Source organism: Aquimarina sp. EL_43 (genome assembly GCF_943422735.1).
GTDB classification, from domain to species: domain Bacteria; phylum Bacteroidota; class Bacteroidia; order Flavobacteriales; family Flavobacteriaceae; genus Aquimarina; species Aquimarina megaterium.
On record NZ_CALSBR010000001.1, the window covers coordinates 5,292,739 to 5,313,433 of the forward strand.

17 protein-coding genes are annotated in these 20,695 nt (G+C 31.8%); 6 read left to right on the forward strand and 11 right to left on the reverse strand.

Going from position 1 to position 20,695, the window contains the following annotated elements; all coding sequences use genetic code 11:
• Positions 1 to 113 precede the first annotated feature (113 nt).
• The 4 genes from NNL09_RS22770 (at position 114) to NNL09_RS22785 (ending at position 2,198) form a co-directional block, all read left to right on the forward strand.
• Complete coding sequence (locus tag NNL09_RS22770; RefSeq protein WP_196911898.1) at positions 114 to 959, forward strand: N-acetylmuramoyl-L-alanine amidase-like domain-containing protein; 846 nt, start codon at positions 114 to 116, stop codon at positions 957 to 959.
• A gap of 74 nt (positions 960 to 1,033) precedes the next feature.
• Positions 1,034 to 1,753 (forward strand): hypothetical protein, encoded by a 720-nt coding sequence (locus tag NNL09_RS22775; RefSeq protein WP_025667969.1) that lies wholly within the window; start codon positions 1,034 to 1,036, stop codon positions 1,751 to 1,753.
• A 12-nt stretch (positions 1,754 to 1,765) separates the two neighbouring features.
• On the forward strand, positions 1,766 to 1,993 hold the full coding sequence (locus tag NNL09_RS22780; protein ID WP_025667967.1) for a putative signal transducing protein: 228 nt from the start codon (positions 1,766 to 1,768) through the stop codon (positions 1,991 to 1,993).
• Between the two features lie 4 nt (positions 1,994 to 1,997).
• Complete coding sequence (locus NNL09_RS22785; RefSeq protein ID WP_025667966.1) at positions 1,998 to 2,198, forward strand: hypothetical protein; 201 nt, start codon at positions 1,998 to 2,000, stop codon at positions 2,196 to 2,198.
• On the opposite strand, the gene NNL09_RS22790 is transcribed toward NNL09_RS22785, so the two are convergent.
• The 8 genes from NNL09_RS22790 to NNL09_RS22825 form a co-directional block, all read right to left on the reverse strand.
• Positions 2,177 to 3,055 (reverse strand): DUF4249 domain-containing protein, encoded by an 879-nt coding sequence (locus NNL09_RS22790; RefSeq protein WP_196911899.1) that lies wholly within the window; start codon positions 3,053 to 3,055, stop codon positions 2,177 to 2,179. The genes NNL09_RS22785 and NNL09_RS22790 overlap by 22 nt on opposite strands.
• 3 nt (positions 3,056 to 3,058) lie before the next feature.
• On the reverse strand, positions 3,059 to 5,692 hold the full coding sequence (locus NNL09_RS22795; protein ID WP_254514273.1) for a TonB-dependent receptor: 2,634 nt from the start codon (positions 5,690 to 5,692) through the stop codon (positions 3,059 to 3,061).
• A gap of 15 nt (positions 5,693 to 5,707) precedes the next feature.
• Entirely contained in the window at positions 5,708 to 6,691 is a 984-nt protein-coding gene (locus NNL09_RS22800) for a FecR family protein (RefSeq protein WP_196911901.1), read from the reverse strand.
• A gap of 111 nt (positions 6,692 to 6,802) precedes the next feature.
• Positions 6,803 to 7,666, reverse strand: a complete 864-nt coding sequence (locus NNL09_RS22805) for a DUF4249 family protein (protein WP_196911902.1) — start codon at positions 7,664 to 7,666, stop codon at positions 6,803 to 6,805.
• A 51-nt stretch (positions 7,667 to 7,717) separates the two neighbouring features.
• Positions 7,718 to 10,051, reverse strand: a complete 2,334-nt coding sequence (locus NNL09_RS22810) for a TonB-dependent receptor (protein WP_025667958.1) — start codon at positions 10,049 to 10,051, stop codon at positions 7,718 to 7,720.
• Between the two features lie 77 nt (positions 10,052 to 10,128).
• Positions 10,129 to 10,299: a hypothetical protein gene (locus tag NNL09_RS22815; RefSeq protein ID WP_160170152.1), complete on the reverse strand. Its 171-nt coding sequence runs from the start codon at positions 10,297 to 10,299 to the stop codon at positions 10,129 to 10,131.
• Positions 10,300 to 10,444: 145 nt separating this feature from the next.
• The gene (locus NNL09_RS22820; protein ID WP_196911903.1) at positions 10,445 to 11,005 is read right to left on the reverse strand and encodes an RNA polymerase sigma-70 factor; all 561 of its coding nucleotides are present in this window, start codon (positions 11,003 to 11,005) and stop codon (positions 10,445 to 10,447) included.
• A gap of 194 nt (positions 11,006 to 11,199) precedes the next feature.
• Positions 11,200 to 11,796, reverse strand: coding sequence for a porin family protein (locus NNL09_RS22825; protein ID WP_025667954.1), 597 nt, complete (start codon positions 11,794 to 11,796; stop codon positions 11,200 to 11,202).
• 469 nt (positions 11,797 to 12,265) lie between these two features.
• Here NNL09_RS22825 and NNL09_RS22830 point away from each other — a divergent pair, with 469 nt between their 5' ends.
• Positions 12,266 to 12,865: a TetR/AcrR family transcriptional regulator gene (locus NNL09_RS22830; protein ID WP_025667953.1), complete on the forward strand. Its 600-nt coding sequence runs from the start codon at positions 12,266 to 12,268 to the stop codon at positions 12,863 to 12,865.
• Positions 12,866 to 12,925: 60 nt separating this feature from the next.
• Here NNL09_RS22830 and NNL09_RS22835 read toward each other — a convergent pair whose 3' ends face one another.
• From NNL09_RS22835 to NNL09_RS22845, 3 genes are all read right to left on the reverse strand, one after another.
• Entirely contained in the window at positions 12,926 to 16,435 is a 3,510-nt protein-coding gene (locus NNL09_RS22835; RefSeq protein ID WP_196911904.1) for a T9SS type A sorting domain-containing protein, read from the reverse strand.
• A gap of 3 nt (positions 16,436 to 16,438) precedes the next feature.
• Complete coding sequence (locus tag NNL09_RS22840) at positions 16,439 to 16,864, reverse strand: hypothetical protein (protein WP_196918873.1); 426 nt, start codon at positions 16,862 to 16,864, stop codon at positions 16,439 to 16,441.
• Positions 16,865 to 17,372: 508 nt separating this feature from the next.
• Complete coding sequence (locus tag NNL09_RS22845; protein ID WP_025667949.1) at positions 17,373 to 18,998, reverse strand: ABC-F family ATP-binding cassette domain-containing protein; 1,626 nt, start codon at positions 18,996 to 18,998, stop codon at positions 17,373 to 17,375.
• A 246-nt stretch (positions 18,999 to 19,244) separates the two neighbouring features.
• Here NNL09_RS22845 and NNL09_RS22850 point away from each other — a divergent pair, with 246 nt between their 5' ends.
• Positions 19,245 to 20,690, forward strand: coding sequence for a hypothetical protein (locus NNL09_RS22850; RefSeq protein WP_196911906.1), 1,446 nt, complete (start codon positions 19,245 to 19,247; stop codon positions 20,688 to 20,690).
• Positions 20,691 to 20,695 lie beyond the last annotated feature (5 nt).

Sequence of the window (20,695 nt, forward strand, 5' to 3'; positions counted from 1 at the left end):
TACCTTTTTAGTTTTTATGAAATCTTATCGAATAAATCCATCAGATATAGTAGCTTTTTGTATTTTAGGACATATTAGAATTAAAAACTAAGCCTACTTAACATATATAACAAATGAACAGTAAATCTCTTATCCTTTTTTTCTTTTTAATGACATGTGCTATTCAGGCACAAGAAATTATCTGTTCTGCAAAAGATAAAGAAATCTTTACCACCAGAATTACAGCTTTAAAAAAAGAATACACTCCAAAAACTGCTTTTGGAGAGACTCTGGTGTTTGTTGGAAAAACTTTTTTAGGTACTCCTTATGCCGCCAAAACTCTGGAGATCGGGTCAAAAGAATCCTTGGTGATTAATTTTCAGGGATTAGATTGCACTACTTTTGTAGAAAATGTACTGGTTTTAAGTCTAATGCTTAAGAATGAGAAAGAGGATTTTGAATCCTATACTGCTTATCTAGAAAAAATACGTTATAAAAATGGGGAATTAGATGGGTATGCTTCACGACTACACTACTTCTCTGAGTGGATTACTAATAATGAACAAAAAGGCATTATAAGAAATATTACAGGTGATATTGGTGGAATAGAAATAGAGAAAGATATTAATTTTATGAGCACACACCGAGAACTTTATCCTTTTCTTAAAGATGATAAAAACTTTAAAGGCATACAACAATCCGAAATTAATATTAGCCAATCATCGGTATGCTTTTTACCAAAAGATCAGATTAAAGAAAATGAAGCATCAATACTATCTGGCGATATTGTCGCATTAACTACTTCAATCAAAGGATTAGACATTACACATACAGGGATCGCTATACGCAAAGAGAATGGACGAATTCATCTATTACATGCATCTTCAAAGGGTCAAGTAGAAATCTCTACGCTTCCACTGGTTGATTATCTTAAAAAGATAAAAAATAATACTGGAATTATTGTTAATCGGGTACTGTGATCTTTTACTAAACGATCTCTTTAATCTTGTATAACTTAACCCAAATTGCTAATTTAGTAGAGCTAAAAAAAAAGATGTTATTTCCCAGGACAAACATAGAGCAACAACTAGGTAAACTACGGGATAAAGAATTTAATGCCTCTACCTGGAAAGAACAAGTATATGCAATCTTTTCGGAAGAAGAGAAACACGAGAATCAAATTCTTAAAAACCTGAAAAATTCTTCTCATGTAGTTCAGAATGTTTTTGATCTTGATCACATAGAAACCCGCAGCATATACCATCTGGATCAAATCAAAAAAATCTGTATTACCTATCGATTACGTTTTTTGGATTCTAAATATTTTAAAGGAAAGTTGCCCTTATCTGCAATTTCTGCTATTAAAAACCTTGAGAAAAAACATCAAACCGAATTAAAAGGATTTAAAATTATTGCGCCATCTAAATTATTTAAATTAGAAAATGCTGATGATCCCCTACTCTTTGCTCCTATGGGTAATGACTATTTTTATTTAGTGCATAAATGGGGGAATGATTTACACCCACTTCGTAAATTTATGATGTGGTTTTTTAAGAGTTTTGAAAATTTACTCATACTCACTTTTTTAGTAAGTCTTTTACTTACATTTATGGTTCCAGAAGGTATGTTCACTAAACACAGTACTACCTCAACATTTATCATGATTTTATTCTTTATGTTTAAATCGGTAGCAGCTGTGGTGTTATTTTATGGATTTGCACTTGGAAAAAATTTTAATACTGTCATATGGAACAGTAAATATTTTAATGCTTAAACAAATAACACTATGTTTCCTGACAGTGAATATGAAAGAGTATATACAGGTAGTTTAATTAATGTTCAATTTTTACAAACAATATTGCAGGATAAAGGCATTAACTCTATCACCCGGGATGATATGAAGTCTGGTATGATGGCAGGTTTTGGAGGTGGTATACCTGACCATGTTCAACTATTTGTAAAAAAAACCGATGCAAAAAATGCGCTCCCAATTATCAAACAAAACTTAACCTAAAATTATGGAAAACGAAGATAAATCACCTCGCAAGACCTGGGACTTAATGATCGGTATTGCTCTTGTTTTATTTGGAGGTTTACGATTATATAATAGATTACAAGCTCAGGCAGAATGGGACTTCAGAGTCATGATAACCATATTATTTATTGGTTATGGAGGCTATCTAATTTACAAGCATTTTCAAACTCCGTCTAAAGATTGAATCGGACCTAGTGTCATCGTTTTTTCTAATAATCGAAATCCTGCAAATACACCATAACCTCCTTCTCCTTCTATATTATTAGGCGGTATAATAGGCTGAAAGAAAGGGTTTGATGTTTGGTCTTTATTTAAGAAAGAAGCTTTTAAAGTGGTAAAAATAAGCTCATCTACATTTGCGACTTTCACAGTAATTTCTAAGCTTTCGTTTGTATTAAAGATTGTTCCATTTGCAGATATACTTAATCCATCTCCATTTACATCAGTGGCAAATCTTTCAATATCAAAATTTGCAATAGAGCGATTTTCTTCTGTACTATTGGTCACATTAAATAATGCTCCTACGATATAAAAATTATTTTCGCCCTTTATATCATCAAAACTTACACTAAGATTCTCTACAACAGCACCATCTACAGCTCTAAACCCAACCGCCGCCGATACATTTTCTATTTTAATAACAGGAATAACACAAGTGGCTTTAAATTCTTTTCCTTCTGCTAAGACATTTAGAGTATACCTTTTTCCCGGTTCTATCAAGAATTCGCTAGATGCAATCTGATATAACTTACTATCGCTAGAATATCTTAATTCTACTTCTTCTTGGTTTTCATTTTTGATAACTACTACTGCATCTTTAATGATTAAAGTATTTACAAAATCTGCTGGTTCGAGTTGTAAAGGTTTATCAAATACAGATATTGTTTTAGAAACTTCAACTTTTATTACTTCTTCTTCTGGAGACAAAAAACCATTAATCAAAACTAACTTCTCTCCTTCTGGTCTATTTTTTATCTCTTCTTTTAAATCTTCGCAACCTAAAACGATAAAACCTATGATTAATAAAATGTAGAGTCTCATATACTAAAATTTTAAACTATAATTAAACGACGGAAGAAACTGAAATAAGTATCTTCTATATAAAACATTAGGAGAACTTTGATTTTCGCTAGCAATTTCATAATAAAAAGGGTTTTTTCTCGCATATACGTTATAAAACGAAAAGCCCCATGTTCTTTCTCTATTACGTTTTGTGATTTTATGAAATTGAATTCCCAAATCTAAACGATGAAAATTTTCTCCTTTAAAATTATTTTTTTCTGTATTAAACAGTAATATATTATCATTATTGTTTACATCCTCTATCGGGAAATTATTACCCGCTGCAACTCCTAATGTATTAGGGAGGTTGTAATTAATTCCTGATGCAAATAACCAATTACCAGAAATCGTTATTCTTTTACTAGGCTTGTAAATCCCTACAATAGAGAAATCATGTCTTCTATCATAACGTTCGTTAAATACCTTCCCTCCATTTAAATCTTCAAACTGTCTTTGCGACCATGATAAAGTGTATCCCAACCAACCTGTTAGTTTTCCTTTCTTTTTTCTAAGTAAAAACTCTGTTCCATATGCCCAGCCTTTCCCTGTAGTAATGCCATTTACAAAATCAACAGTTCGGATAGAACCTGTAATTTCTCTCACGCTTTCGAGACCTGCAAAAGAAGCGCCTTCTTTGAAGGCTATAATATCATCCATTTTTTTATAATACCCTTCGATTGTTAGTCCAAATATGTTATTCTTGAAATCCTTTGCTACCCCTAAAGCAATTTGCTCAGAAAGCTGAGGCTTTAACCGTTCTGTAGAAGACACCCAAAGATCTGTTGGTAATCCCAAACCACTATTAGATAACCTATGTATATACTGATTCATTCTTGCATACGAAGCTTTTAATGTAAGCAAAGGATACAATTTATAAGCAACAGAAAGTCTCATCTCTGGTTTAAAATAACCTTTAGATTTATGCTGAAAATGACTAAACCTTAAACCTGGATATATGCTAATCTTATCGTTAATTCTCCAATCATCCTCAATATATATTCCACTCTCAACGGTTTTTATTTTTTGGGTATTTACAATTTCATCTTCATTAATATTTCTAATATTAATTTCTTTTGGAGTAAAATCATGATAGGTAGAAACTAAACCAAACTTAAATGTATGATTAGGTGTAGGATAATAATTAAAATCGAATTTAACTCCATAATCGTTGATCCCAGAGCTTGTTCTAAACGCAGAACTTCGATTCGCTCCTCCTCTATCATCTTTACTAACTGTAAACTTATAATTACTAAATATTAATGATGTATTAGAGAAGAGCTTGTTATTAAATTCATGATTCCAGCGTAAAGTAGAAGTTATATTACCCCAAAGTATTTTCTGCTTAGATCTTTCATTCTCAACAACAGTTTTATTTCTATATTTATCTTGCCCATAGTATGTACTCCAGTACAATTTATTTTTATCATTGATAACATGATGAAGCTTAGCATTAACATCTGTAAAATAATAAGCAAGTTTCTCGTCCTTGGTCATTAATGGTAAAAGTAACAGATCTGCATATGTTCTACGACCACTAATTACAAAGGATGTTTTTCCTTTTTTTATGGGTCCTTCTAACAATAGAGATGAAGAAATCAAACTAATATTTGCTTTGCCAGCAAATTTTTCCTTATTCCCATTTTTAGTATTTATCTTCACTACAGAAGATAACCTTCCGCCATACCGAGCAGGAAAACCTCCTTTAAATATTTCTACGGATTTAATGGCATCTCCGTTAAATATGGAAAAAATCCCAAAAAGATGATTTGAATTATAAACTGTAGCTTCATCTAGTATGATCAAATTTTGATCGGGTGTTCCGCCACGAACATAAAAGCCTGTAGAACCTTCGCTTCCTGATTGTACCCCAGGTAATAACTGTAAGGTTTTAATAGCATCTTTTTCTCCCAGGATTGTAGGAATATCTTCAAAAAATGAAGGGCTTAGTTTTTCAGAACTCATCTGTGTGATCTGACTTTTACTTGTTTCCTGATCAGAGTTTATAATAATTTCATCCAGATATTCAGTCTCTGGTTCTAAATTTAAATTTATCGTAATATCAGAGGTAAGGTCAATGCTTTTCTTAATGTTTTTATACCCCACAAATGAGATTAATATCTGATGATTGCCCTCTGGGATAGAAAGGGAATAAAATCCATAATCATTGGTTATTGTACCTGTATTGAGTTTGGGGATATAAATAGATACACTACCCAAGTATTCCTGGCTTCCTTTTTCAGAAATATACCCACTAATTGTGTACTTTTTTGGACGTTTATAAATTAGTAGTTTTTTGCCCAAAACCTTGAATTGATAGAGTTTCGAGGGAAATAGATTTCTTAATATCTTAGCTAAAGTTTTTTCTTTAGCATTAACCGATACTATTTTAGAAATATCTATTGCGCTATCAGAATATCCTATCGTAAAATTTAATTTTGTTTCTAACTCACCTAAAACACTGGCAATAGATACATTTTCTTTAACTAAACTAATTTTTTGATCTAAAATTTCTCCCTGGGTATAACCACTAAACCCTCCTATAAAAAGCGCTACAAATAGTACCCTAATCACTTTTATTCTCACTAGAAAATTAAATCGGCAATTTGATTTTTGCAAAAAGAATAATGTTTTTTAAGAATTACAATCTCCTCCTTTTATAACAATATTATTCGAATCATTTTTTTCATATGTGACATCAAATAATATTTTAAAAGTTTCCAAAACATCCTCAAACGATTCGTTGTCAAAGATAGTGGTTAACGTACAATTAGCAAATTCTCGACTCTCGATAATTATGTTCTTATTGTAATACAGTTCTATATCTTTAATTACTTGTTCTATAGAAGTTTTTTCAAATTTAAGTACTCCCGATTTCCAGGAAGAGAAATTTAGGCTTTTATTTGAAGTTTTTATCAATTTGCCACTCTCTTTTGCTGTTACCATATCTCCCGGAGCTAAAATTTCTTTATATTTTTTTGATGAAAACTCAACACTACCTGTTACCAATACAAGCTCTACTTCTTTTGTATTAGCATTATTTTTTAGGTTAAATGACGTACCTAAAACTTTAGTTTGTGTGGTATTGGCAATAACAACAAATGGTTTCTCGGGATCTTTTGTAACTTCAAAAAAGCCTTCTCCTTTTAGGTTTAATTGCCTGCTATTTCCTTTAAAATCCTTTTTATAAGTAAGTTGACTACCTTCATTAAGCCATACTATAGAGTTATCTGGTAATATAAATTTGTTTTCTGCTCCCGTTTTTGCCAGTAAAATTACTTCAGTGTTAAAAAGTGAATTAAAATAAAAGCCTAAACCAATCAAAAGCACAATAGAGGCTGCAATTTTAAGATAAACATTATTTAATTTTGGTTTCTTCTTTACTGTAGCATTTATGCCAGATTCAAATTTACTCCATTGTTCATCTACATCAATTTTATCAAAATCCTCTATATTTTCTGAAGTACTCCATATGCGTTTAACATCTTCAAAATAGGTTGTATTTGATTCGGATTCGGCAATCCAATCCTCTACAAACTTTCGTTCATCATCTTGTACGTCATTTTGTAAATAACGTGTTAAAAGTTGTAGTATGTGATCTTCTTGTTCGATACTCATTTCTGAAATTAAAATCTGGCTCTAAAAGTAATAAATTATTAAGATTATGTTGTCAAAACAACTTTAAGTTCGCTTTTTAAATAATAGTCTACTCGATTTTATCTTTTTTGTTTAAAAAGTTTCTTCCACTTCTGTTAATTGATATCCTGCAAAAACACCATATCCATTCTCTCCTTCTATATTGGTCGGAGCAATAACTGATTCTGCAAATGGATCTCCGTCATTAAAATCATTTAAATATGTTGCTCTTAGCGCTTCGTATAATATTTTTTCTGCATTGGCTACCTGAATCTTTAACTTGGGATTGGGTAATGCGCTATCGGATAAAGTAAAAAATCCATCTGCTGTAATTACAGAATTTTCTCTACTTACATCTGTTGCAAACTGTTTAAACTCGAAATTTATATTTTCTACTTGATTACTAGTTGTGCCTCCTCCATTATCAAAAGACTGAGTGACTATGGCACCTATGATATAAAAATTGTTTTGATTTTTGATATCCCCTACAGTAACTTTCAACAAGCGATTCTCAGAGAATTCACCTTCTTTTACCTGAATATCCTTCTCTATCCTTTGTACAGATTCGGTTGGTATTGTACAAGATGCTTTATATTCTTTACCTAGAGCCGTAATCTTCAAAAAATATTTCTTGCCTGGTGATATTGCTAAACCACTTGCTGGTGCTTCATAGTTTAAAGATGCATCTGTATATACAAGTGCCACCTCATTGTTTTCTTCATCTGCTATCACTACGGTAGCATCTTTAATAACCATATCCTTAACATTGACTGTCCTTGATGCCCTTGATTTAGATCTTGACACTTGCACTTTTAATGTGGTATCTTGTGGTGATAAATAACCATTAATAACTACAAGCTGTTGCTTTTCTAATAAATCACTTGCATCTACACTTGTCTCACAGCTTACTAAACAAATGCCTAGAATTATTAATAGTATACTTTGAAAATATTTCATCTGTGTATCTTTATATTTTTCTAATAATTTTGACCTTGTTGATTTCACTTTTTAGAATTTATAGGTATAATTAATTGATGGAATAAACTGTAGGATTGATACTTTTTTAAGTTTAGCATCATCAAAATAATAATAGAAAGGATTCTTTCTTCCATAAATATTATATATCGAAAATCCCCAGGTACGCTCCCTATTCTTTGAAAATCGTTTATGAAATTGAATTCCTAAATCTAAACGATGATAATTTTCTCCTCTAAAATTATTTCGCTCTGTGCTAAAAGGTGTTCCTCCATTAGAGAGATCAGGTATTGTTATCGGAAAAGTACTTGTGTTTGATAATGACTCTGTATCCGGAAGATTAAAATTATTACCCGAAGAAAACAGCCATGTTCCCGATAGTGTAATACGATCATTAGGCTTGTAAATCCCTACCAAAGAAATGTCATGTCTTCGATCATATTTTGCAAAGAATTTTCGTCCTTGATTTAGCTCATCAAATTGTCTTTCTGACCACGATAATGTATATCCTAACCAACCTGTAAGTTTCCCCGTTTTTTTACGTAATAATAGCTCTGTACCGTAAGCCCAACCTTGGCCTGTGGTAATATTTTCTTCCCAATCAATTTCTTTTCCTGTTCCCAAGTCTTCTAATAACAAGAATGAAGCGCCTTCTTTATATGCTATCACATCATCCATTTTTTTATAATACCCTTCGACAGTAATAGAATATCCATCATCCATAAAATCTTTTGCCACTCCTAATGCATATTGTTCAGAAACCTGAGGTTTTAATTGATCTGTAGAAGATACCCAAAGATCTGTAGGTAACCCTATTCCCGAGTTAGAAAGTAAATGAATGTATTGATTCATTTTAGAATACGAAGCTTTTAGTGCCAAATCGGGTTTTACATTCCAGGCAATAGTTGCTCTTGGTTCCAGATTAAGGTAATCTGTTGATTTATATTGAAAATGAGTTAACCTTAACCCGGGAGAGAAACTTAGCGTATTGGTAATTTTCCAATCATCCTCGAGATATAAAGCGCTCTCTAGAGATTCAATTTTTTGTGTGATATCAGAATTACTTTCTCCTGTTTCTCTTATCCTGGATTGTTTTGGCACAAAATTATGATATGTAGATGCCAGTCCAAACCGTATAGAATGCTTAGGGTTTGGATAGTAATCAAAATCTGCTTTAATTCCATAATCATTGATTCCTGAGTTTGTTTTCAATTTAAAAATTTCATTCTGAAACTTTTCATCAACTTTAATTCCAAAGTTATAATTACTAAAAATTAAAGAAGTGTTAGAAAAAAACTTATCACTAAATTGGTGATTCCATCGTAGTGTAGAGGTTATGTTACCCCAGAACAATTTTGTTTTTAAATCATCCCCTGCTTCCTTTTCTACCGCATGAAATTTATCTTGTCCAAAATAATTACTCCAGTATAGTTTGTTTTTTTCATTAAAAACATGGTGTATTTTAAAATTAAGATCCATAAAGTAATAGCCGGCTTTTAGATCTGATTTTTGAAAAGGTTTAGACAATAAGTCTGCATACGTTCTTCGCCCACTAAAAATAAATGAAGTTTTTCCCTTTTTAATTGGTCCTTCTACCAATAGAGATGAAGATATTAACCCTACGTTTATTTTTCCGCTCAGCCTTTCTTTATTTCCGTTTTTTGTATCTATTTTGAGTACAGAAGACAATCTACCACCAAATCTTGCCGGAAACCCTCCTTTAAAAGTTTCTATAGACTTAATAGCATCTCCGTTAAATACCGAAAATATTCCAAATAAGTGGTTAGAATTATACACAGGAGCTTCATCTAGTATGATCAGGTTCTGATCCGGGGTTCCTCCTCTTACAAAGAATCCTGCACTTCCTTCATTACCTCGCTGAATTCCTGGCAATAACTGCAATGCTTTGATTACATCTTTTTCTCCCAGAATAGCGGGAATATCCTCTATTTCTGAAGGTTTTATAGAGACAACACTCATTTGAGTTACCTGGCTTTCATTCACCCTTCTGTCTCCATCTATAATAACTTCATCAAGGCTTTCGGTTTCTAGTTCCATATCAAAATTAAGTGCAAGATCACTAGTAAGATCAATCGATTTTTTAATGGTCCCATATCCTATAAAAGACACAATCAATTCATGTGTTCCTTCAGGAATGGTAAGTGAAAAGAATCCGTAGTCATTGGTAGAGGTCCCCACTGCACTACCCGGAATATAAATTGATACAGCCGGTAAATATTCCTGACTACCTGATTCTTTTACATACCCACTAATTGTATATTTTTCTACTGCTTTTTGTTGGCTAAATATTTTACTAAAGCCCATAAGTATCACCCAAAAGGCAAGAATTACTTGTTTTGTTTTCAATTTTCTAAAAAGTTTAATGATTATATATTCAAAACCCCTATTATGATCAAATCATTGATTTTATATTCTAAGCGATATCATAACACTATTCTTTGAATCCATAATCGTTGAATCTTATGATAATATGAAGTATTGTCAGAACTCTCAGAAGCCCACTGTTGTACAAATGTTTCTTCTTCTGGTGTTGCTTTATCCGAAAAATATTTAATTAAAGCATATTCTAAGTTAATTTGGTTGTGCATATTCATAACAGATCTCATTTTAATAAAAATTATATGTTATTCTTTCTCTCTACAACAAAGCATTTTACATTATCTCTGTATAGTTAGTCATCTATATGACGAATAGAAAAGAAGTTACACGTAACCGGAAAGTAAAAAAAATGAAATTATTTCATAAAAAACTGACAATCAGCACTATAAAAACAAATAAAACTAATGCTTTTATTTTTTTAAGGGCATTACTGATATGAGTTTCTACAGTTCTTTTGCTAATATTAAGTTCATCGGCAATCTCTTGATTGGTTTTTCCTTCGAACCGACTAAGCATAAAGATTTTTTGATTTTGATCAGGAAGAGTCTTGATAGCTTTATAGATTTTTTCCTGTAATTCTGTTTTCGCTATTTCTTCATCGTTTTCTTCTATAAGAATAGACGATTCTTTTTGAATGATATCCTTATGTTGTTGGCGAATATTATGAATTTTGATATAATCCAAACATCGGTTTTTTACAGATGTATATAGGAATGATTTTAAAGAAGTATGGATGATAAGTTCATCTTTTCTTTCATAGAGTTTTATAAATACTTCTTGTGTAATATCTTGTGCTGTATCCAGGTCCAAAACATATTTTTTGGCATGTATAGTAAGTACTTTAAAATATTGCTTAAATACAGATTCAAAAACTTTGACATTTTTGTTTTTGATTTGTTCTATGATAAGTTGATCACCCAAACGTTGATTTTGAAAATTATGCTATCAAATATCTTGCAAAGATAAAATTACATTACTTTAAAAAAACGATAAACTTACCAATATGTTACAAAAATTAAAGAAATTCGCTCTTCTCTTATCACTTCTTAAAGTAATAAAGAATACAAAAGGGTATTGAAATTTGCTTCTTCCAATACCCCATTAACACCAAATAATTAGAAATTAAATCTATACGATACCCCTACTTGCAAAACTTCGTTAAATTGATTTTTTTCTCTATAAAGAGATTGTTGTGAAAAATTGTGAAAATCTCCATCAAAAACATCCAATGTTCCCCTTTTATATCTGGCCTCTACCCCTATTCCATTTTTAAATTCGTATCCTAAACCAACCGCGATCGAAACATCAACAAAAGTAACATCATTGCCTTCATCCCTGTTTACAATTCCTACCGGAGTATCATCTACATCAAAATCAATCCCTGGCGCAATTAAAAAATGTAAGCCTGTATTTTTAACATAAAACTTATTTGTTGCAGATATCGAAAGATAATGAATTTCGACATCGCTCCCTGTAGGAAATTTAGTATTACCCCCTTGATTTGAATATCCAATTTCGGGTTGAAGAGCATAAAGTTTTGAGAATCTGATATTCAATAATGCTCCTAAATAAACTCCAGGTTTAGTTTCTAAATTTGAATCAGAAAGATTAGAAATATTAACTCCACCTCTTAACCCAAAAGATGTCTTCTTTTGTGCTGATGCGATTCCGAAAATGCTAATACATGTACATACTAATAAAAGTTTCTTCATTGTAATAAAAATTATATGTTTTACTTTTTAGAGAATAAAGCATTATGCTTCATCTTTGTTCATTTATCAATATGACGTATAGAAAAGAAGTGACACGTAACTAAAAAGTGAGAAAATTTCAAAAAAACTACAAATAACTAAGGGTCAATATTATAAAATAGTTAAACCCAATAATTTTATTGTTACAGTGTTGATCACTATAGTTACTAATATTCTTTCCTCAATAGTAAACTCTTAAAGTACCATGAGGATAGTGTTTTTTCTGAAGAAGGTTATTCTACATCCTTATAATCTTATAATTTTTCATCTCGTTTATATAAAAAACAATCAAGGATTAACCTTTATCCATAGATATTTTCACATAACTTTTTGGTTATTTATGTTGTAAACGATTAAGTTTGAAAAACGGAAAACAAAAAGGCAGAACTACTTTATACTAAGTAGTTTGATTTTAGTAAACTTATCAAACGTGGGAAGAAAATCTATACTCAAAAATAGAAAAGAAAAGAACCAAAAAGTAGAACAATGGACCCTGGCAATACTCCCTAAATTAAAGACTACAGATTTAGGTGAACTAACCATGGATGATCTGGCTTTGCTTATGAAAAAAAGTAAATCTACTATCTATCAATATTTCACTACGAAAGAAGAGATTTTTGAATATATCACACAAGTAAGAATAGATTATTTGTATACTTATAAAAATCAGATTACTGAAGAAATTTTAAAATTAGATTACAAATGTGAAACTCTAGGGCGTATTCTTATGGAAGGAGCTAAGGATGTTTCTTCTTTTTTTTTAAGACAATTACAAGAACATTATCCCACAGCATGGAAAATTATTGAAGAATTTTTGTGTGCATTACTCGAAGATCTAAAACAATTTTACATCTTAGGAATAGAAAACAATATCTTTAAGCCCATATCGTCTGAGCTTCTTGTTAAATTAGATGAATACTTTATCAGGCAATTAATTACTGACGATAATTTCTTTGATCAGACTGAAGAAACATTAGAATCTATAATGAGAGATTATATGTTTTTAAAATTTGAAGGGCTAAAAAAATAAGTATACCTATAAGCAGAAACTTATAGGTATACCATATCTTAGCGTTATAACAAAATAAGCTTACCTAATAACAATTCTTGTTGTATTTGTTATCCCACCATCTCCAAAAACCTTAACCAAATACATTCCTGATTTAAGATTTTCTAGGGACAACGTTTGTTGAGATTCATTTAGTGTTCCAATTCTTTTTGAGTATACGAGTCTACCACTTATCCCATATATTTCGACTACACTGTTGTTCATTGTGGTTCCTGATGAAATCTGTACCTCTCCATTAGAAATTGTTGGATATAAAAGAGCGCCTTCTGAACTTCGAGGAGGTTGTACTACTTCTTCCTGTTCTTCTGCGACCAATTGTTCTTCTGGTGCATTTATAGAGCGAATAGCCCAACCAAAGGAAGTAAATAAAGGATCAGAAATTAATCGAAAACGTACCGCAATAACATCTCCTTCCTGAAAAAAGTCTAATAAATTGATTGATTGTTCTTTAAACAACTCATCATTTATTGTTGGAGAAGGGCCAGAATTAAAGGCATCTGTCCATTCTGGAAATCTTTGTGCATCATAAGCATCTAATCGTACCCAATCTTTTAAGTTACTAGAAGCTTCTATAGTTACGTAATCATAAAATTGACCCGGTGCAGGATCAAATTCTGTGATTGCAACATCCTCGTATATAAAATTTCCATTCTCTGCATTAACAATAATAGGATGCCTTAAAACAGTACGATATTCTGAATCATTTAAATAGGGATGTGCAGAATTATTAAGAACCGCCTGACTTACTGTTTCATTAACTGTATTGATAACAAACTCTCCTCCAAAAGTATATACATCAGACATTTCAAAAGTTGTAATAGATACAAGGTTTTTTGGAACTGTATAGTCTATAATATCAAATGATGTCGACGAAGCAACAGATGTATCTCCTGTACTATCAACGGCTTTCAATCCAACAGTATGGTTTCCTTCTGTTAAATTCTCTATCGTATAAGTAAACTCGGTACCTTGCTCGATATTATCTGTAATTTGTGCGATTTCTTCTCCATCTAAATACACTATTATTTTCTCTATTTCCTCATTTTCCTGTACATAAGTAATCGCTGCATTCTGATTTTCTACAGATTCTTGCGCTGCGGCAGTAATTGTTGGAGGGGCATAGTATGTAGGAGGTTCATACCCTTCTAGTTCCTCAAGAGTAGCGGTCCAAACTCCTCTACCATGAGTTGCCATAACTACTTCATCATTTACAATTTTCATTTGCCAAACAGAAAAAGCTGGTAATCCAGCCAGGAGGGACCAGTGTGCTCCTCCATCTAATGTTTGAAACACCCCAATATCTGTTCCTACCCAAATTCTATCTTCATCAAAAGGCATTTCTACCAAACTATGAATTGCGACATCCGGAAATCCTCTATCTTCTCCTGTAGAAAACCCTGAAATATCTTCCCAGGTTTGCCCTAAATCTTCTGTTTTTAATATTTTAGCAGCTCCCTGTCCAGAAAATAATACATAAGCTCTATTCTCATTTGTAGATGAAGTTTCTACTCCTGAAATAAAATAATTATGATTAACACCGTCTCTTGGGTCAGAGAATAAAGCTGTAGGCTCATAAGACACTCCATTATTCTTAGAAACATGAATCACATAACTCCCTGATTCTGTCATTGCATTACCAGCCCATACAATATCTGGGTTAGCTGTTGACACAGAAACATCTAATGAACTTGAAGCTCCTACCGAAAAATTATTTGGAATAGAAGTTAATTGCCATGATTTTGCAAAATCAGGGGATCTCCAAACTCCGCTAATAGAAGGGCTAAAGAGTACATTAGGGTTATTATTTGAATTTGTAATTTTAGAATAAAAAGGAGATGTTCCTGCACCCGATTCTCCATGCCTTGCATTAAATCCTTGACCATTCTCATAACGTACAAAACCATTAAATTGAAAACCTCCTATATACTCATCAGGATTATCATAATTCCATAATACTTCAAACCCGTCTCCTCCAAGAATAAATTGATATGCGGTTTCATCGTTTGCTCCATTTTCGGTAAATGATATCCAGGTTCCATTATCTTGTGCTCCAGCCATATAATCTTCTGTACCGTTACGTTTATCGGCTCCATAAAACTGTGTGCAATTAAGTCCTACTGCAGAAGTAGACCAATCATTAAGCGTTGTTCCCGGTTCGAATAGATAATCGGTATGATATATTCCTCCATCATTAGCTAGGATTAATTTAAACTTTTTTTCTTTTCTTTTCTTAATCCATGTTAAACCATGTTGATCTACGTGAACATAATTATTTAATTCGCCATTATAACCTGCTGCGATAGGCTGAAAAGTATAACTTACTGGTCCATCTTTACTTTTAATACCAGTTCCTGCTTTAACTATTTGTACTCTATGCATCACTACTCCTCCTGCATAAAAAACATTTTCGTTAAAAGGATGTGCTCTTATTATGTTGTCATACCATCCTTGCCCAGTAATCAAATTTCCTGCTGCAGGAGTTCCTTCAAAACCAATTAATCTAAACGTTTCTCCTGCATCACTGGTAAGATAAAAATCGGTATTCACTGCAGTAGTTGCTCCTCCACTACCAGTGTACACCGAAATGAAAACTCTATTCGGGTTAGCTGGAGAAACATCAAGCTCAAAACGTGAATGATTTGAATTGTAATCATCTTTATTCAACACTAAGTCCCATGTTAATCCACCATCTGTACTTTTTATTACTCCTACACTATTTACGCCTCCATATAGAGTATTAAAATTAGTAGGATCATAATTAAGATCCTGAACATTTCCTCCACTATACGTATTCTGCCATGTTACTCCTCCATCCGAGGTAACATAGACACCGTTTCTACTTGCTACAACAAGGTTATTTTCATCGTCAGGATTTAAGGCCAATCGACCAACTCCTCCAAAACTTTTGGTGTTATTGAGATATTCCCAACTGCGGCCTCCGTTTACACTTTTTAAAACACCTACTCCTCCTATTGCATCTAAATTATTAAAAGGCTCACCTGTTCCCAGGTACAATGTTTCGGGGTCGCTTGTCCCCACTGCAACAGTAGATGTAGACAGATTAGGTATTTTATAATCTGTAAGATTCTCCCAGGTGGTTCCAGCATCTTCGGTTACCCAAAGTCCGCCACCAACTGTACCGGCATACCATTTATCATCATTATCGGGGGCCACTACAATACCACGTATCCTACCTGGCACATTTACAGGCCCTCTTTCTTTCCATTTAATAATGCTAGAGTTCTTGGCCGTAGATCTATTTTTCATAGCTTTTTGATGTTCTGTCATCAAAAAACCATCCTTATAGGTAGATTCTTCAGCGCCAATAGGTTTTAAAAGATTTGCCTTATACTCTGCTATGATTTCAATTCCTTTCTTCTTGTTATAATCTTTCTTTTTTTTGAGTTTTTTAGAAGTTTCTACAGTGCTTATTTCTGTGTGTTTTTGTTCTTGATTTTTATCGCATGCAGAATAAACGATTAGTAGAAAGATAAGAAAAGCCAATCTTCGAAAATAAAATTTGTGTGTCATGAGTTAGTTGTTTAAATTAATAATTGTTATTTGTATTTGTGTATCTGACAGCAATAAATCATCAGGATTTTCAGAAGTCGGTTTTTGTTCCATCCCGATGTAAGGAATAAGCTTTATAGAGGTATTATCATTCCAATCAACATTAGCTCCTCTAAAATAGCCTTGTTTTATAATTTTTTTTGTCGCAGTATTATATACCGTATATTCAAAATGAGTAGCTGGATCTTCTGGTTTTATTACCTTTTTAATATGAAGCTCCATAGACTTATTTCTGTTTAGTTTTGAAATAATCATATCATTTTTCATAGATATTAAGGGCTGATGAGAAGGTTTATCTTGAGTGATTTTATCTTCTGCGGTTTTACACTGAGCAAAAGAAAATATGGTTAAACCAAAAAAAAGGATACTTATAATTTTTCTCAATAACATCGATACTATTTTATAAATCGCTTGTGAAAGTTTCATTAACTACTCGTTAAACCGGTAATTACTTTCGATTTTTGGGGAAGGAATATGGTGAAAGCTTATACTTTTATATAAATAATAAAAGACAACCGCATAACATACCTCTAAAATAGTTTTTATTTTTTTAAAAATCAACTACTTACCACTTGATTTAACAAAATAAATGTAGCTTAGTTTTATGCACACAGAAAGTTTCTGGATGATTGTTTTTTAACTTAAAATCCAAATATGTTACTTAACGAGGACAACTAAAATTTTAAGATTTCATCAATTTATGCACTAACTTATGTTATAAGCAGAGCTAACCCCATATTTTGAAATCATCTTTTTAGAATTTTCAAAATAAAATCTTATTCCTAAAAACCGCTTTAGTTACCCTCTCAATTAAGAAAACACTTTATGTAGAAGAAGTATAGAGTTATAGGGTATAACACTATAATTAATTTATCATTTGTTGATTTTGATAATAAAATCAAACACTTACGCCATACATTTTTTCTCGAAGCTCTTTAATTTTTGGATCACTCATATATTCATCGAATGTGGTGTAACGATCAATAACTCCATTAGGTGTCAGTTCGATAACTCTGTTACCCACAGTTTGTGCAAACTCGTGATCATGAGTAGTAAATAAGACTGTACCCTTAAATTTTTTCAATGAATTATTAAATGCGGTAATCGACTCTAAATCAAGGTGATTTGTAGGTTCATCCAGCATCAATACATTTGCTCTTGTCATCATCATTTTAGATAACATACAACGAACTTTTTCACCTCCAGACAATACATTTGATTTTTTTAATGCTTCTTCGCCACTAAAAATCATTTTTCCTAAGAATCCTCTAATAAATACTTCTTCTCTTTCTTCTTCTGTAGTTGCCCATTGGCGTAACCAATCGACTAATGTAAGATCATTCTGAAAATATTCACTATTATCTGCAGGCAAATACGATTGAGTAGTGGTAATTCCCCAGTTAAACTTACCTGAATCCGCCTTTTGTTTATTATTTAGCGCCTGATAAAATGCGGTTGTAGCTCTTGAATCTTTAGAGAAGACAACAACTTTATCTCCTTTGGTTAAGTTAATATCAATATCTTTAAATAATGTATCTCCGTCTTGACTTGCAGCTAATCCTTCTACATTTAGGATTTGATCACCCGCTTCTCTATCTCTTTCAAATATTATAGCAGGATAACGGCGACTTGATGGCTTAATATCTTCGATATTAAGTTTTTCTATCATTTTTTTACGGGAAGTAGCTTGTTTAGATTTTGCAACGTTTGCACTAAACCTCGCAATAAACTCTTGTAATTCCTTTTTCTTCTCTTCTGCTTTTTTATTCTGTTGGGCTCTTTGTCTTGCTGCTAATTGAGAAGATTCATACCAAAACGTATAATTACCACTGTAGTGATTAATCTTACTAAAATCAATATCCGAAATATGTGTACATACGGCATCCAAAAAGTGACGGTCGTGAGATACTACAATAACTGTATTATCGAAGTTTGCCAAAAAGCTTTCTAACCATGAAATAGTTTCATAATCTAAGTCGTTTGTTGGCTCATCCATTATTAAAACATCTGGATTACCAAACAAACATTGTGCTATCAATACTCGTACTCGTTGTTTAGTATCAAGATCAGACATTTGTGTATAATGCAATTCTTCTTTGATACCCAAGTTAGAAAGCATTGCTGCTGCATCGCTATCCGCATTCCAGCCATTCATTTCTTCAAACTGTACCTGTAATTCACCTATCTTCTCTGCATTTTCATCTGTATAATCTGCATAGAGAGCATCTATTTCTTTCTTTATTTTATAAAGAGGCTTATTCCCCATAATCACTGCTTCTAATACAGTATACTCATCATATGCGTAATGGTTCTGTTCTAAAACAGACATTCGTTTACCTGGCTCTAGATGTACATGCCCCGATGTAGGCTCCATCACACCAGAAAGAATTTTAAGAAACGTAGATTTCCCAGCACCATTGGCACCAATAATACCATAACAATTACCTTGTGTAAAAGAAGTATTTACTTCATCAAAAAGTATTCGTTTACCAAATTGAACAGAAAGATTAGAAACTGATAGCATGAGTATGAAAAATTGTAAGGTTTAAATTTGCCGCAAAAGTAGAAAAATGGATTCAGAACCTGAAACAATCTATCATTAATTTATGAGGTTTATTCTGTAGTTTATTTATCATCAAAAACCCAAGAACTGAAAGATTTTAATAGCTCAATTCGTTAATCTGCATAGAATTAACTTATAATTAACAAGCGTAATAGGTGTTTCCCTTTATTTTTGGACACAGAGTAAGTTAATTTTATAGCGCCAAAAATGCAATTTTCAGTACTAAGATATTTTATCCAAGTTTCTTTTTTATCATGCTTTGTATGCAGTTGTGGTTCTTCTGAAAAAGATAATAAAGAATATACTTATTTTGGCGGTGAAATTGTAAACCCTAATACGAACTATGTTATTTTATCTAAAGGTTACGATTATAGAGATACCATACAATTAGATAAAAATAATAGATTCCTACACAAAATAGAGAATTTAGAAGATGGATTGTATTCTTTTAAACATAATCCAGAATATCAGGTGGTACTCCTTGAGAAAGGAGATAGTGTATTAATTCGTTTAAACACTTTAGAGTTTGACGAATCTCTTGTTTTTACAGGTAAAGGTTCTGGAAAAAATAATTTTTTAATCGATTTGTTTTTACAAAACGAAATTGAAAGAGAACATTTAAAAAGAACAGGCTTTATGCAGTCTGCTTCGTATTTCAAAAAAAAGCAGGATTCTTTACTAAACATAAAATCGGATGCTTTTGAAAAGTTAATCAACAAAAATGAGTTGAGTAATTTGGCAAAAAAACTTACTCAAGCTAGTTTCATATTTGAATACTACATGAGGCATGAGTTCTATTTTACCAGTTGTTATAAAATGGGAGGTCCCGATGCAACTAAAGAATTATCTACCTCTTTTTTTAATTATAGAAACCAGATTGATTTTAATGATGATGAATTAAAAAGACTATATTCTTATAATTGGTTTTTAAATTGCTACTTCACTAATGCTTCTATTTCTAATAATGATAATGGATTACAACACGATAATAACTTAGAGAATTTTATTTACAAGCTGGATTTAATTGATAATGTTGTAGAGCATTCATACATAAAAAATAATCTATTAAGAAGATCTACTATTCGTTTTTTACTGGATGATAGTAAAAATAATGAAGAATCAAATAAAGCTTTAAAACATTATCTTTCTGTAAGTACCAGTAATCGATCACAAAAAGAATTAAAAAAACTTGCCAGGCATATTTCAAAATTAAGACCCAATAAAGCTATTCCTGATCAGGATTTAATTACTTCAAAAGGTGAAACCGTTAAATTATCTTCACTCTTTAGTAAACCGATTACTGCTTTGTATTTTTGGTCTATAGAAAGTAAAGATCATTATGTAAAAGCTCATGAAAAAGCAACCTACCTTAGCTCTTTATACCCTGGTATTGATTTTATTGCTGTAAATATTGACCCTGATCAAACAAAAAATTGGTTAAAAACTATTAAAAGGCATGGGTACAATTTAGATAATGAATACGAGTTTAAACATCCTAAATGTTCTTCAGAAGAATTGGTAATTCATTATAGAAATAAAGTTATTCTTGTAGATCAGAATGGTAAGATAATAAATCCTAGTACAGATTTGTTCGCATCTGTTTTTGAGAAACAGCTTATGCAATATACACAATTGGCAAGTTTAGAAAATTAAAAAGC

What these genes read in the sequence shown, in the direction of transcription:
- NNL09_RS22850 (WP_196911906.1), top strand. Translation starts at nt 19,245, where the DNA reads ATGCAATTTTCAGTACTAAGATATTTTATCCAAGTTTCTTTTTTATCA.
- NNL09_RS22780 (WP_025667967.1), top strand. Translation starts at nt 1,766, where the DNA reads ATGTTTCCTGACAGTGAATATGAAAGAGTATATACAGGTAGTTTAATT.
- NNL09_RS22800 (WP_196911901.1), bottom strand. Translation starts at nt 6,691, where the DNA reads ATGAGTATCGAACAAGAAGATCACATACTACAACTTTTAACACGTTAT.
- NNL09_RS22775 (WP_025667969.1), top strand. Translation starts at nt 1,034, where the DNA reads ATGTTATTTCCCAGGACAAACATAGAGCAACAACTAGGTAAACTACGG.
- NNL09_RS22785 (WP_025667966.1), top strand. Translation starts at nt 1,998, where the DNA reads ATGGAAAACGAAGATAAATCACCTCGCAAGACCTGGGACTTAATGATC.
- NNL09_RS22805 (WP_196911902.1), bottom strand. Translation starts at nt 7,666, where the DNA reads ATGAAATATTTTCAAAGTATACTATTAATAATTCTAGGCATTTGTTTA.
- NNL09_RS22840 (WP_196918873.1), bottom strand. Translation starts at nt 16,864, where the DNA reads ATGTTATTGAGAAAAATTATAAGTATCCTTTTTTTTGGTTTAACCATA.
- NNL09_RS22835 (WP_196911904.1), bottom strand. Translation starts at nt 16,435, where the DNA reads ATGACACACAAATTTTATTTTCGAAGATTGGCTTTTCTTATCTTTCTA.
- NNL09_RS22825 (WP_025667954.1), bottom strand. Translation starts at nt 11,796, where the DNA reads ATGAAGAAACTTTTATTAGTATGTACATGTATTAGCATTTTCGGAATC.
- NNL09_RS22770 (WP_196911898.1), top strand. Translation starts at nt 114, where the DNA reads ATGAACAGTAAATCTCTTATCCTTTTTTTCTTTTTAATGACATGTGCT.
- NNL09_RS22845 (WP_025667949.1), bottom strand. Translation starts at nt 18,998, where the DNA reads ATGCTATCAGTTTCTAATCTTTCTGTTCAATTTGGTAAACGAATACTT.
- NNL09_RS22790 (WP_196911899.1), bottom strand. Translation starts at nt 3,055, where the DNA reads ATGAGACTCTACATTTTATTAATCATAGGTTTTATCGTTTTAGGTTGC.
- NNL09_RS22815 (WP_160170152.1), bottom strand. Translation starts at nt 10,299, where the DNA reads ATGAATATGCACAACCAAATTAACTTAGAATATGCTTTAATTAAATAT.